Genomic DNA, 12,481 nt, shown 5'->3' on the forward strand with positions numbered 1-12,481 from the left:
AGATTAAACAATGGACAAGCCATAAAATTAAAAGAATAAGAAGAATGAAAAAGAAGAGCAAGTACGGGAGAAATCCCAAGTTGAATCCGAAGACGCACTGCGTGATGGTGCGCTTCGATGATGTGGAATGGAACAGGTTCCTGACGATGTACGAGGAATCGAACGTGTATGCGAAAGCCGTCTTTCTGAAGGCGCACTTCTTCGGGCAGAAGTTCAGGGTGCTGAAGGTGGACAAGACGCTGGTGGACTACTACACCAAACTGTCGGACTTCCATGCCCAGTTCCGCGGTATAGGAACCAATTACAATCAAGTCGTGAAGGAATTGCGCATCCATTTTTCGGAGAAGAAGGCGATGGCATTGCTCTACAAATTGGAGAAACATACCATCGACCTTGTGAAGTTGAGCCGAGAGATTGTGGAACTTTCAAGGGAGATGTATGCTAAGTGGGAACAACAGAAGGAATAATTCTCGCAGATACGCAGTCAGGCAAATGAGCGAAGTTCATCGGGAAATTTCATTACCGACCATATCATTGTCGGACGACCTATGGGACTGTTTAAGGATGAAAACCGTCCGAAAGGGATAAAAATGTAAACAATAATGAAGCAAGAGATATAATCATTTAATATCGTCCTCTTGCTTCATTTTCATTTATTAATCTATAAATTTCATTGTCGTAATAATAACGTTTGCTCTTTAATCATAAAAATAGCCGTATTTGCTTGACCGACTAATTTATTTAGACTAATTTTGCATATACCAAATTTCATTTTATGATGGAACAACTTACCAAGCGTGAAGAAGAAGTGATGAACAAGTTTTGGGAGAAGGGTGAAGCTACCGTTAAGGAGATTATCGCCACTTATCCCGAACCTCGTCCAAGCAGAACCGCCATATCTACATTCGTGAAGTTTTTTGTTGATAAGGGCTTTTTAGGCCATAAGCCGGCAGGAAACAACGGATTCATCTACTATCCCCTTATAGAAAGAGAGGAGTATTGTGGTAACAATCTGAAAAATGTCGTTCAGCGATATTTCAACAATTCCATTCGTGGAGTGATAAGCACTCTTGTAAGAGATAGAAAAATGTCAGACGATGAAGTCCGGGAGTTGATAAATCAGGTGATAGAAGGCAATCGCCAAGAATAAGACTGATGACAATATGGATAACGAACAGATAGAATTATGCAGTAAGATAAAAGAAGAAATCTCCAATGAAAACACATTTCATTTGGGGATTGAAAATCTGTTGCTGTTGCGTAAACGATTGTTCAACGCCATATTGCAATTAAAGGCGGAATTATGTCGTGATGATTTTAATGCTATGCCATTCATAGGAGAGGATGGCTTTCACAGCAAGACAATCGCTTATTCCATCTGGCATATATTCCGTATTGAGGATATTGTCAGCCATGCTCTGATTAACGGAGATGACCAAATATTCTTTTCCGAGAATTTTCAAGAGCGCATCGGTTCTCCGATAATAACTACCGGCAATGAACTTGTAAAACAGCGTATCGGTAACTTTTCGGAGAAATTGGATTTAGAGACACTATATCAATACTCTACAAAGGTCAAAGCTAATACGGAGCTTATGCTCAAGAATCTGGTATTCGCAGATTTGAAGCGTAGATTTACAATCGAAGATAAATTACGTCTTGAATCCTTATGTGTAGTAAGCCAATCCGATAATGCAAAATGGTTGATAGATTATTGGTGTGGCGAGGATTTGAAAGGACTGATTCTTATGCCGTTTTCCGAGCATTGGATGGCTCATATTCATGCCTGTATGCTAATTAGAAACAAACTGCATTCAAAATGAGAAAGTTACTGTTTATAATTATATATTTGTCTTTTATATCGCCTGCTTTCGCTGGTGGAAACAAGGCGATAGAGAATGCTTTGCACGAGTATATCAAAGGGAAAGATGCCCGGATAGGTGTCGCGGTCATTATCAATGGCAAAGACACCGTATCTGTCAACGGCAATCGGGATTTCCCTATGATGAGCGTAGTCAAATTTCCGCTGGCTCTGACGGTAGCGCACTGGATAAATACTAACGGTATGTCCCTGAACGATACCGTAACATTCAGCGAGAAGGCTATGAAAGAGGATACCTATAGCCCGATGCTCAAAAAGTATGGTAAGAGCCTAAATGCCATGACTGTAAGAGAACTGCTTGAATGGTCTTTGGTTGAGAGTGACAACAATGCGGCAGACATACTCCTGCATCGCGTCGGTGGAACATCGGGAGTAACATCAATAATGAGGCAAATGGGTATCTCTGATGAGATTGTAATCGGAGCCTCGGAAGAAGATATGCACCGTGATCCATACCTAAGCTATCTTAACCGTACCACACCTTTGGCAATGGCGCAGCTATTTGATAGGTTTTACCACGAATTGAGAAACGCATCACAGTCATATTCTGAAATATCCGTCATGCTTGAACAGTGTCGCACGGGGCTTGACAGGCTTGCTTTCCCCCTTTTGCCTACTAATGCCCTGATAGGACATAAGACAGGTACAGGATTTCCGACACCCGAAGGTCGCATATCCGCAGTAAATGATTGTGGATATGTGAACTTGCCTAATGGTACAAGATATTCTGTTGCCGTGTTTGTTGCTGATTCCAATTACGACATAGCAACGACCTCAGCCATCATTGCTGAGGTCTCTAAGATTGTCTTGGAAGGTTTGATTAAACAAAAATAAGATAAGAATATGGAACATAAATTTTGTCAAAGCTGCGGAATGCCGCTGACTACAGACAACAAAGGTACTAATGCTGATGGCAGTCGCAACGAGGATTACTGTATCTACTGCTATAAGGATGGCAGATTCACACAAGACTTCACTATGGAGCAGATGATTGAACATTGCGCTCAGTTTACCGACGAGATAAACAAGGAGTCAGGACAGACCTTGACACAGGAACAGGCAAAAGACATGATGCGTCAATTCTTTCCACAACTCAAACGCTGGAAAAACCGGACAGCCATGTTTATTGCAATTCTGACATATAAGAAACCGCTTGAAGAAGTCGACCGTTTCCTTCAGGCACATCGTGACTATCTTGCCGAGCACTATGCGGCTGGCGATTTCATCGCATCCGGTCCGCAGACTCCCCGCGTTGGCGGTGTGATAATGATAAAGTCTGACAATCGCGCGTTGGTAGACTCCATCATCGCTCAAGATCCGTTCAACATCAACGGAATTGCCGACTACCGGATTGTGGAGTTTACTCCGACAATGTTTGTAGAATCGAGCCTTTCCGACATACTAAAATAAGTATTATACTGATGGTTAATAAAAGAGCTATAATTATTTGGCTGGCAATCACAATCCTTGTGATGTTAGCATTGCCTTTTGCCGTTGCCCGGCTTGCGTCTGAATGTTCCGGAATGGCACTGTGCATGATGCTTTTCTTAATTGTGAATCCTATTTATTCTGCGATTCTTGGTTATCGCTGCGGGAAAGACATAAAGAAAATGTGGAATCTTCCATTGGTGTCAGCCGTAGCGTTTCTTGCCGGGACATGGATTTTCTTTAACATACATGAATTATGGTTTGTCGTCTATGCAACAGTATATCTTGCAATAGGTTGGACTGCAATGGCTATAAGCAAGCATATAAACAGTTCCAATAAGGGTAATGATATTTTCCCGTTTTCAGACGCTCCAAATACGGCTGTTTTCATATGCAGTCATATTTGGGATGGTAGAGAAAAAATATTATTTGTTTCTCACGATGCGGATGACGGAGCATGGCAATTCCTTTGTGGTAAAGAACATAACGAAAGCGATGCAAGGATAGTTTCATTAAAGTATGTATTGGATTTAGACCCGACTATCGTCAACCTGAAAGATTTACCTCTGGGCCATTGTGCAGAAAGAGAATCCAAGAATGACAAGTGGGTAATTGCAAAGAATTAAATCATGCCCTACATATCAATCGAAAGCATCAGACTGACTGATGAACATAAAAACAGCTAATTGAAAATGAGCAACGAATCACGCAGTATATTCCCGGGAATTAAAGCCCGCAAGCCGCAATATGTGCTGGGGACAGAGAATGGAACCAGGCGCACATCCAATGTGACCGAGGAGAAAATCCGTGATGCCATAGACGACATAGAGGACAATGTGGCGGTATACCTTGAAAAATGTGTGCCGGTGGTATTGGTCAGACATGCCGAGGCTTATTCTATTGACTACTTTAAAGATTGCAGTATTGCTGTGTGTTTAAGGGTTAAAGGATATTTATTCCGTATGTGGCGGTCTGACGTATATTGTGACGAGGCCGCTGATATTATGTGCACTTTTTTCCGCACCGCATCGCTCCCCGACATGACCGATTGGCATTGTCAGAAAATCTATTCTGAGGATGAAGAAAAAGATGCCGACAAACTGACAGTGGATAATGAGGATTTCCGATATTTCAGTTGTGCCGATGTGATCGGTGCATTGGAAAATATCATAGAGGGCAAATCGCGAAGTATGCTTTATTGCTTTGCTAAAGATAACGGCGGGTACGTCGAGATACGTCGATGCGACAAGGATACAGGTCCTGAGCAGGCATACAAAGTTGAATATGTCAGATGGACAGAACAGACTCCAATAGGCTATAGAGGAAAAATGTCGGATTTCAGACTATTGCGAAGCTGGCTTTGGGATCTGATTGATGTGGATGGATTGCCTGAGCCTATTGCCGGCTGGGAGCAATTTGATGTCAACAACCACTTTGAAAGACTGATGTTCAGATTTTTAGACGAAGAAAAAGATGAAAGGTAAATATAGCAAGCCGGTGAAAACGGCTGTCAAACTGATTTGGTCGAGTTTCGACCGTGAGAAGATACGTCAGGGCTATGCGATGCTCATGCAGGCAGCGCAACAGGGCGATGCAGATGCGCTGGCATTCATAGCCCGCTGCTTCATGGGTGAGTCGTATGTGTGGCCGCAGGCAGGCTTCAAAGCTGACGATGAAAACGCATCGAAGCTGATGCAGAAGAGCGCGATGATGGGCAGTGCCACGGGCGTTCTTTGTGCTGCGCGAAGCGCAAACCTTACCCCTTCGGTGGAACGTGCAATGCCGTTCGCCTCGTTTAAGGAAGCGTTTGAGGAGATTCTCGGTCAGGCAGAGCGGGGCGACGCCTTCTGTTGCTACATGGTCGGCAATGTGTATTATTGGGGCGACTATCTGCGTGTCGAGCCAGACTATGCCAAGCAATTCAAAGACGAAAGCGACTATAACGCATGGGCCTGGCCGATAGCAAAGGCGTGGTACGAGCGCAGTTTCGACGGCGGGCTTTGTGCCGGATGGGGCAATTACTGCGACATACGCAAATCCGGCCTCTGCGAGATTGCGCGGGATGTTTATGAGAAATATTACTTGATGCTGGCGGATATTTCACCCGTAATCTGCAACAACTACGGCTATTATCTCCGCACCGAGAAGGGCGACTCATACGGTGGGCTGTTGCGATATGTGGAGGCTGCCCGCAGGGGCGACCCCCAGGGAGCATACAATGCCGGGCATATCTACGAAGCCGGTGAAGAAGTGGATGAGAATATCGACCTTGCATATCAACTCTATGAAATGGCTGCCAAATGCGGACATCCCGCAGGACAATTTGAGGTAGGATATTATCTGTTTGAAGGCTTCGGTGATGTGGAGCAGGACTACGCCAAGGCTGTGGAATGGTTTGAAAAGGCATACCAAAACCCGAAATGCAGCGAGACCACCCGGACGCAGACCGCCGCCTACCTCGGTTTATGCTATCAGGAGGGGCTGGGAACAGTTCAAGACGACGATGTGGCATTCGAGTATCTTCATGAAGCCGGTGAAGACATCGACAATCTATGGGAGTCAATAACCGTCAAGGTGCTCACCGCACTCGGCGTGGCGTATGCCTTCGGACGTGGCACCGAGGCTGATATTGAGTTGGGATACCAGTATTTTGAGGATGCTGTAAAACTCGGTTCGGAAGAAGCCAAAGAGTATATCGGCTATATCAACTCGCCCGACTTTGAAGCCCGCGAGCGGAAAAAAGAAGAACCGGCCACTCCCGTAGCCCCGTTCTGGCAGGAAGTGACTGAAAAAATCAGAGATGCGGTTACAACTGACCTGCGCGAAATTCTTGGCCGCATAGATGATGAGCACATATACACTGCCGCCTTGGTCACCGACAGGTATTGCTGCTCTCTTTTTCTCGCTGTGAACACGTTGGAGTACCTTCAAAGCGAAGACGAAGAACCCGATGACGAGAGCAAATGGCATCCGGATGAATGGGGATATTCCGACGGACATGGCAGCGAACTGGTGAAGCTCAGCAAATCGCTGTGGGAAAACCACGCCACTTTGCCGGGCGAAGCCTTTTTCTTCAGCGCAATGATATCAGCGATGGCGCAGGTCAAAGGCTCGGGAATATTCGGAGAGCGCACCGAAGAAATCACATTCTTCATTTCAATCTCGGATGATGAAGATGCTGAAAATCTCGAAGACGCATCAGCCATGACACTGAACAGCCCCGAACTGGCAGCAGCTTTTTTGAATAGAAACAAGTAACATCATATTATGGCATATTATACTGTTTACTGGCCTCAGGACTGGTTGGACGAACTAAGAAAATCAAATGACACAGGGCCTGTAAAAGTAGTGTTTGGCAGCATCCACTCAAGGATGCCGTCAATAGCATCAATAAAAGAGGGAGATGTCGTATTTCCGGTCTCATTGCTTGATAGGCATCTCTACATAATGGCAAGATTGGAAGTGACTCATAAGGAAAGAGCCTTCGACTATTGCATAAGAGAACTCGGAAATCCTTACAGGTCTCTTATTCCCGGAGGTGTTGTCGTTAAGGTCTCTGACGCATTCTTTTGTGCAAAAGACGTTTCTTATAAAAGTCTCCAGAGCGTGCCTGAGAATCTCACGATGATTATTCCCGGCGACAAACCCCATTGCAAGCATCAGGAACCGTTTAATTGCTGTGCCGAATGGGCAGTATGGGGAGAAAATGGCAGTGTTATCCAACCGCGCCTCATTCCTGATGAGGTTGTGCCACTTCTTAGATTCGGTTATCCGAAGAGTAAAGAGAAGCCATTACGAATCAATTCAAAAGGAGTTGTGTTGGCTCAAAGTATAGCTGCAACCCGGCGTTTGTCGGAGGAATCTGCAATGTTTTTTGAAGGACTCTTTGAAAACAGCTAAATTCGTTTAACCTCAGGAGAATCATGAATATAAAGTTGGAACTACAACAACTCTGTGGGGATACCCAAAATCTACGGCTTAATGACGTAAATATTGAGCCGGAAACGATACGGGCAATCATGATAAACGAGGTTGTCCCGTCATGTCCGGAGGAGGATTTCTACGGGAAACAGGATTCCGCGTATATGTCAACGACAATTCCATTGTTCAGAAAAGCAGGGATAGAGGTAAATTCAATACAGGATATTCTGGATCATGGAATTTACATTACCAATGCTGTCAAGACACCTAAAAGCGAATATGCAGTTTCAAAGGAGAGCATAGAGGATAGCCTGCCCTATCTGGAAAAAGAGCTTGCTTTGTTTCCAAACGTCAAGGTTATCATGCTTATGGGTGATGTGGCAAAGAAAGCCTTTAATATGATATGCAAGAAGGCGACCAAGAAAAATGCCGTTCCAAGTATATCTACTTACAAGTTACGTAATACTGAGATTTTCTATAATGGAATACGCATTATGTCCTCTTACATTATGACCGGCCAGAACATTCTGATTGAAAAGTCAAAATTCGAGATGGCATCGAAGGATATAGAAACGATGTACAGGTTAATTAAATGTTTTGATTAAAGATGGCTATTGCACCTGATGATATTTTGAAATATTGCCTTGACAACCTTGAAGGGACGGTCGAAGTAAACAGTTGGGGCGAGCGTGGGATTTTCTACAATCCGGATGGAGTGTTGAAACGTGGGGTTTATATCTTGACGATAAAAGAAAAGGATGGCGACAATGATCGAGCTTCCCACCTTGACCGCAAGGATGTGTGGCGAATAAATATAGGAGTCAGAAAACAGACTTTCCGCACTTTATTCGGAGAACTGCCCAAACGTCCATGTAAAGGTTGCATTGTAGATATGCCGTATGAATTTACCGCAAAGGATGTCATTATGCCGCATCCGGTTTATGCGTGGATGGGCTGGATTTGCGCTTTAACCCCATCTGAAGCGACATTTGAATTATTAAAACCTTACATCCTTGAATCCTACGAATACGCAAAAGAGAAATTCAAAAAAAGATGACGGGATAGTGAACTGATTATTTGAAAACGATGATAGAACATATGGAACAAAGATTTTGTCAAAGCTGCGATATGCCCCTTGTAGAGGGTAACATCGGCACAAATTCAGACGGCAGTAAAAGTAAGGACTATTGTGGCTACTGCTACAAAGGCGGTGCTTTCCTCCAAGATTTCAACATGAGCCAGATGATAGAGTTCTGCACTCAGTTTACCGACCAGATTAACAAGGAAACGGGTTGGAATCTGACGCCCCAACAGGCAAAGGCTCAAATGCAACAAATCTTCCCAACACTCAAACGCTGGAAAGAGAAAGATGAAAGGAGTTTGATTGAAAAAGCGATCCATCTTCTTTCCCAATGCAAAGAGGTTACGCTGGCATCGGTCAATGCGGAGGGTTTTCCTCGCCCTGTGCCATTGGATAAAATTCACTCGTTAGGATGCAATGAAGTTTGGGCAGTGACCGCAGCAGACTCCGAAAAGGTTGCCGATTTCAGGCTCAATCCCAAAGCCGGGCTTTCCTATTCATTTTACGGCGATAGTGTTGCTTTGCGCGGCACAGTCGAAATCATTACGGATGATGTAACCCGCAAACGGATGTGGCAGGAGTATTTTATAAATTATTTCCCCGCCGGCCCGGCAGATTCGAACTATGTGCTTATTCGCTTTATCGGAAATGAGGCTACCATCTGGATAAACCGCGAGTTTGTTCACATCACCATATAACACATAAATTATGAGAGATTCGGAACAAATGTATCCGGTCGTTTTTACAACAGCTATCATTCAGAGGAATTTACGGTTGAGTGAGGCATATAACACCAATGTCTGTTTTTTACTATCATTGGAAATTGTCATGTTGTAATTTTACGGGATGCAGACATTCAGAATCATACAGCCAACGCCTGCCCTGAAACCGTTCATACGGTATTACTGGATATTGCAGGATAGTACCTCAGGCATAGTGTCGCAACGCACTTTGCCGACGGGTTGTATGTCGCTTGTGTTCCATCGTGGCGAAAGGCTGAAAGTCATGAACCGTGATGAATTACAGCCGCAGAGTTTTATTTGCGGTCAGGAAAGCGGTTATTCAGATGTGACTTCAACCGGTGACATCGAAATGATAGTGGTGGTATTCCAACCTCATGCGGCAAAAATATTCTTTCATATGCCAGTCACTTTACTGCGTGACAGGAATGTGGCGGTTGCGGACATTGAAAATCCAGCCTTGCGTGATTTGGCACACAGAGTTGAAGACAGTGAAAATCACGACATCTGCATTGAACTGATAGAGAATTATTTCTACAAGTGCCTGATGTACGGGACACCTTATCATCTGCCACGACTGGCGGAAGTGGTACGTCATATCAACAATTCCACTCAAACAAATATCAGGGCTCTTTCGAATATTGCGTGCCTGAGCGAAAAGCAATTCTCCCGGATTTTCTCGGAAAACATAGGAACGACACCCAAAGATTTCATGCGTATAGTCAGGTTGCAACGTACCTTATCAGTCTTGCAGCATAATCCGGGAATAGGTTTTGCCCAACTGTCATACGAGTGTGGGTACACCGACCAATCCCACATGATTAAAGAATTCAAGCTATTCTCCGGCTACACACCGAAAGAGTATATTGCTCGATACTCTCCTGTTTCTGACTATTTTACATTCTGAAAAATAGCGTTTATACAGCCTTGTATTTGGTTGTCACCGATTATTTTTATAATTTTGTCACCACTTAGTGACATTGCATAAGATGGAATTGAAAGAAACAGAAAAAAGACTTCTTGAAGCCGTGAGCCATATCGTAGAGAACGAGGGTTTTACCAAAATCGGAGTTAATCGCATAGCTAATCAAGCCGGATGCGATAAGGTTTTGATTTATCGCTATTTCGGTGGGTTGGATGGTTTGCTCGTGGAATGGGCAAAGCGTCATGACTATTATTCGTTTGCCTATTCGGAGTTTATTGACACCATTAAACGAGTTAAAGACGGTAACATAAAGCAGATTGTTAAGGATGTGCTTATGTGTCAGCTTAACTATCTAAAAGATAATGTACTCATGCAGGAACTTCTGGTATGGGAACTTTCAGGTCATTCGTCTTTCAAGGGAATTATAGAAGAACGTGAGCGTATCGGTCATAAATTGCAGGAGGAACTTAATAAGTTTTTGGATCGAGGCGGCGATAACAATATGTCTATCGCCATAATCATATCCGCAATCAACTACATAGTTCTTTTCACAAGGCAATATCACAAAATCAATGGCATAGATTTCAGCAAACCGGAAGCATGGGAAAGAATGGAAGCTATGATTTCCAAATATGTGGATTTTATCTTTGACAACAATAATCTATGAAACATATCATTACAATAACACTTACGCTGTTTCTTACAGCTTTTGCAATGGCGCAGGAAAGAAACTATATTTCCACCTGCGGCAAGACAAAAACCGCTATCAAATGGACGGAGGAACACAAGGATGGAAAGATATACCTACATACGGTACAAGGTGGTGAGAAGCATGAGTATATATTAGGAACCGATTATAAAACCGAGAGTTGGAAGATAGTAAATACTTCTTCAAACACCAATCTATCAATCAGGTTAAATAATGGTATGTACTCCATATCCGGCAAGTTCAATGGGAAACAGATTTCAAAGACGGTGAAAAGTAAAGGCAAGCCGTGGTATCAAAACATAGCCTATAATGCGGGATTAACTCTGAAAAATGGCAGGTCTGTGGAATATGAGTGTTTTCGCCCCGACAACATGAAGCTCTATACCATGTCGGCAGCAAAGAAAGGAACTGAGAAATTAGACGGAAAGAATGCAGTAAGAATAGAAGTCAGTCTTACCGGCTTTATGTCGGCTTTCTGGAGCTGTGACTATTACTTTGACACGAACACCTTGATGTTTGTGGGGTATAAGGGCGTAAACGGGGGGCCCGGAACACCAGAAACAAAAATATCAGTCGCAAAATGAAAGCAATAATATTCTATCGTTCCTCATACAGAGGCAACACGCTAAAAATTGCACAAAGCATGGCAGATGCCCTTGCTGCCGAATTGGTATGTATCGACAGCAATCCGTCAATCGACCTGTCGGATTATGACCTTATCGGCTTTGGCTCCGCTATAAACTTTGCCGCTCACGATATACGACTTCAACGATTTGTTTCAGGTCAAAATCTTAAAGGCAAAAATGTGTTCGTATTCTCCACCCGTTGCAGACCTTTCTTGGGAGCATATCATAAGCCACTCAAAAAAATCATAGAAGAGAAAGGTGGAATTATAACCGGCGAATTTTCATGCCGAGGATTTGACCGCACCGGGCCGTGGGTTCTTATGGACGGCTACAATAAATCCAGACCGAATGAACGGGATAGGTTCAAGGCAAGACTATTTGCAGAAAAACTTCGATGGAAGTTGCATCCGTTGGCTCTTATCTATAAAGATCCGGTAACCGGATATTCGGAGGGCATACCGATACGCCGTAAAAATTCAGATATAGTAGCCGGTAATAAGGTGGTGTTCCTAAATACCTCGACCTGTATAAACTGCGGGAAATGTATCAAGGTTTGTCCAATGCACATATTCGCACGAAGAGATACGGTTTTGCCGATTGATGAGAAAAATTGTATCCAGTGCAGATTATGTGCTGACAACTGTCCGACTTCTTCAATATATATCCATGAATCGTTCTTGAACGGATTGAGAATAGCTATCAGAGAATCGTTCAGTGACAAATTACAGAACAGTTATAGAGCCAGTTTAAATTTTCTTCAAAAAGTTTTTTCAGCTTCTTCCCAAGCTTCTTTCCGGTCTGTTTTTCTGTTTCTATTCGTCACATAGCCCGCTATGCTCTTCATTAAAACAGAAAAACATCCTCAAAGAGAACTCTTAAAAGAATGCTGAATAAAATTTAAACAGGCTCTTAAAGTGGATTGTATTCTCCGTAAAATAATAAATATATTGGTAGTTGTTACATATTTAAAACTATATTTGCAATATAAAACTTTATCTTTTAAAATTATACTATATTAAGACATAACAAATGAACTTACCAAACAACATATTACTTCAAGGAGGTAAATACCAGATAATTCGTTTCATATCAAGTGGTGGATTCGGATGTACGTGAGGTTGTGTCAAAACGTTGGCACAACCTTTTTCTATAATTTATAGTCCTGTTAT

General features: G+C 43.2%; 16 protein-coding genes. All 16 read left to right on the plus strand.

The features are described from left to right. Nucleotides 1–44: 44 nt before the first annotated feature. A complete protein-coding gene (gene mobA, locus E5355_RS18170) occupies nucleotides 45–467 on the plus strand; it encodes a conjugal transfer protein MobA (protein ID WP_136011453.1) in 423 nt (140 codons plus the stop codon). A 311-nt stretch (nucleotides 468–778) separates the two neighbouring features. After that, nucleotides 779–1,150 (plus strand): BlaI/MecI/CopY family transcriptional regulator, encoded by a 372-nt coding sequence (locus E5355_RS18180; RefSeq protein WP_136011461.1) that lies wholly within the window; start codon nucleotides 779–781, stop codon nucleotides 1,148–1,150. A 13-nt stretch (nucleotides 1,151–1,163) separates the two neighbouring features. Next, nucleotides 1,164–1,823 (plus strand): phage head-tail adapter protein, encoded by a 660-nt coding sequence (locus tag E5355_RS18185; protein ID WP_136011454.1) that lies wholly within the window; start codon nucleotides 1,164–1,166, stop codon nucleotides 1,821–1,823. Beyond that, nucleotides 1,820–2,716 carry a class A beta-lactamase gene (gene bla, locus E5355_RS18190; RefSeq protein WP_123615314.1) on the plus strand — a complete coding sequence of 299 codons (897 nt, stop codon included), beginning with the start codon at nucleotides 1,820–1,822 and terminating at the stop codon, nucleotides 2,714–2,716. Before E5355_RS18185 ends, bla begins: the two co-directional genes overlap by 4 nt. Before the next feature lie 9 nt (nucleotides 2,717–2,725). Then, nucleotides 2,726–3,292: a zinc ribbon domain-containing protein gene (locus E5355_RS20410; protein ID WP_135472245.1), complete on the plus strand. Its 567-nt coding sequence runs from the start codon at nucleotides 2,726–2,728 to the stop codon at nucleotides 3,290–3,292. 11 nt (nucleotides 3,293–3,303) lie between these two features. Further along, nucleotides 3,304–3,936, plus strand: a complete 633-nt coding sequence (locus E5355_RS19700; RefSeq protein WP_210434548.1) for a hypothetical protein — start codon at nucleotides 3,304–3,306, stop codon at nucleotides 3,934–3,936. Nucleotides 3,937–4,002: 66 nt separating this feature from the next. Beyond that, on the plus strand, nucleotides 4,003–4,794 hold the full coding sequence (locus E5355_RS18210) for a hypothetical protein (RefSeq protein WP_136011455.1): 792 nt from the start codon (nucleotides 4,003–4,005) through the stop codon (nucleotides 4,792–4,794). Continuing rightward, the gene (locus E5355_RS18215) at nucleotides 4,784–6,568 is read left to right on the plus strand and encodes a DUF4303 domain-containing protein (RefSeq protein ID WP_136011456.1); all 1,785 of its coding nucleotides are present in this window, start codon (nucleotides 4,784–4,786) and stop codon (nucleotides 6,566–6,568) included. The genes E5355_RS18210 and E5355_RS18215 overlap by 11 nt, the downstream gene beginning before the upstream one ends. 9 nt (nucleotides 6,569–6,577) lie before the next feature. Continuing rightward, nucleotides 6,578–7,210: a hypothetical protein gene (locus E5355_RS18220; RefSeq protein WP_136011457.1), complete on the plus strand. Its 633-nt coding sequence runs from the start codon at nucleotides 6,578–6,580 to the stop codon at nucleotides 7,208–7,210. Nucleotides 7,211–7,233: 23 nt separating this feature from the next. Beyond that, nucleotides 7,234–7,836, plus strand: coding sequence for a uracil-DNA glycosylase family protein (locus E5355_RS18225; RefSeq protein WP_107033043.1), 603 nt, complete (start codon nucleotides 7,234–7,236; stop codon nucleotides 7,834–7,836). Between the two features lie 2 nt (nucleotides 7,837–7,838). Then, nucleotides 7,839–8,288, plus strand: a complete 450-nt coding sequence (locus tag E5355_RS18230; protein ID WP_057250590.1) for a DUF6194 family protein — start codon at nucleotides 7,839–7,841, stop codon at nucleotides 8,286–8,288. Nucleotides 8,289–8,329: 41 nt separating this feature from the next. After that, entirely contained in the window at nucleotides 8,330–9,010 is a 681-nt protein-coding gene (locus E5355_RS18235) for a zinc ribbon domain-containing protein (RefSeq protein WP_136011458.1), read from the plus strand. Nucleotides 9,011–9,158: 148 nt separating this feature from the next. Further along, nucleotides 9,159–9,959: an AraC family transcriptional regulator gene (locus E5355_RS18240; protein ID WP_123614815.1), complete on the plus strand. Its 801-nt coding sequence runs from the start codon at nucleotides 9,159–9,161 to the stop codon at nucleotides 9,957–9,959. Nucleotides 9,960–10,041: 82 nt separating this feature from the next. Beyond that, nucleotides 10,042–10,644: a TetR/AcrR family transcriptional regulator gene (locus E5355_RS18245; protein WP_136011459.1), complete on the plus strand. Its 603-nt coding sequence runs from the start codon at nucleotides 10,042–10,044 to the stop codon at nucleotides 10,642–10,644. Further along, nucleotides 10,641–11,270 carry a hypothetical protein gene (locus E5355_RS18250; protein WP_136011460.1) on the plus strand — a complete coding sequence of 210 codons (630 nt, stop codon included), beginning with the start codon at nucleotides 10,641–10,643 and terminating at the stop codon, nucleotides 11,268–11,270. The genes E5355_RS18245 and E5355_RS18250 overlap by 4 nt, the downstream gene beginning before the upstream one ends. Then, complete coding sequence (locus E5355_RS18255) at nucleotides 11,267–12,139, plus strand: 4Fe-4S dicluster domain-containing protein (protein ID WP_246866996.1); 873 nt, start codon at nucleotides 11,267–11,269, stop codon at nucleotides 12,137–12,139. The genes E5355_RS18250 and E5355_RS18255 overlap by 4 nt, the downstream gene beginning before the upstream one ends. Nucleotides 12,140–12,481: the final 342 nt, after the last annotated feature.

Origin of the sequence: Bacteroides muris (ex Afrizal et al. 2022), from assembly GCF_004793475.1 — a bacterium.
GTDB classification, from domain to species: Bacteria; Bacteroidota; Bacteroidia; order Bacteroidales; family Bacteroidaceae; genus Bacteroides; species Bacteroides muris.

Bases quoted from the DNA above. Each gene is read 5' to 3' on its own strand.
- mobA (WP_136011453.1), top strand. From the start codon at position 45: ATGAAAAAGAAGAGCAAGTACGGGAGAAATCCCAAGTTGAATCCGAAG.
- E5355_RS18180 (WP_136011461.1), top strand. From the start codon at position 779: ATGGAACAACTTACCAAGCGTGAAGAAGAAGTGATGAACAAGTTTTGG.
- E5355_RS18185 (WP_136011454.1), top strand. From the start codon at position 1,164: ATGGATAACGAACAGATAGAATTATGCAGTAAGATAAAAGAAGAAATC.
- bla (WP_123615314.1), top strand. From the start codon at position 1,820: ATGAGAAAGTTACTGTTTATAATTATATATTTGTCTTTTATATCGCCT.
- E5355_RS20410 (WP_135472245.1), top strand. From the start codon at position 2,726: ATGGAACATAAATTTTGTCAAAGCTGCGGAATGCCGCTGACTACAGAC.
- E5355_RS19700 (WP_210434548.1), top strand. From the start codon at position 3,304: ATGGTTAATAAAAGAGCTATAATTATTTGGCTGGCAATCACAATCCTT.
- E5355_RS18210 (WP_136011455.1), top strand. From the start codon at position 4,003: ATGAGCAACGAATCACGCAGTATATTCCCGGGAATTAAAGCCCGCAAG.
- E5355_RS18215 (WP_136011456.1), top strand. From the start codon at position 4,784: ATGAAAGGTAAATATAGCAAGCCGGTGAAAACGGCTGTCAAACTGATT.
- E5355_RS18220 (WP_136011457.1), top strand. From the start codon at position 6,578: ATGGCATATTATACTGTTTACTGGCCTCAGGACTGGTTGGACGAACTA.
- E5355_RS18225 (WP_107033043.1), top strand. From the start codon at position 7,234: ATGAATATAAAGTTGGAACTACAACAACTCTGTGGGGATACCCAAAAT.
- E5355_RS18230 (WP_057250590.1), top strand. From the start codon at position 7,839: ATGGCTATTGCACCTGATGATATTTTGAAATATTGCCTTGACAACCTT.
- E5355_RS18235 (WP_136011458.1), top strand. From the start codon at position 8,330: ATGGAACAAAGATTTTGTCAAAGCTGCGATATGCCCCTTGTAGAGGGT.
- E5355_RS18240 (WP_123614815.1), top strand. From the start codon at position 9,159: ATGCAGACATTCAGAATCATACAGCCAACGCCTGCCCTGAAACCGTTC.
- E5355_RS18245 (WP_136011459.1), top strand. From the start codon at position 10,042: ATGGAATTGAAAGAAACAGAAAAAAGACTTCTTGAAGCCGTGAGCCAT.
- E5355_RS18250 (WP_136011460.1), top strand. From the start codon at position 10,641: ATGAAACATATCATTACAATAACACTTACGCTGTTTCTTACAGCTTTT.
- E5355_RS18255 (WP_246866996.1), top strand. From the start codon at position 11,267: ATGAAAGCAATAATATTCTATCGTTCCTCATACAGAGGCAACACGCTA.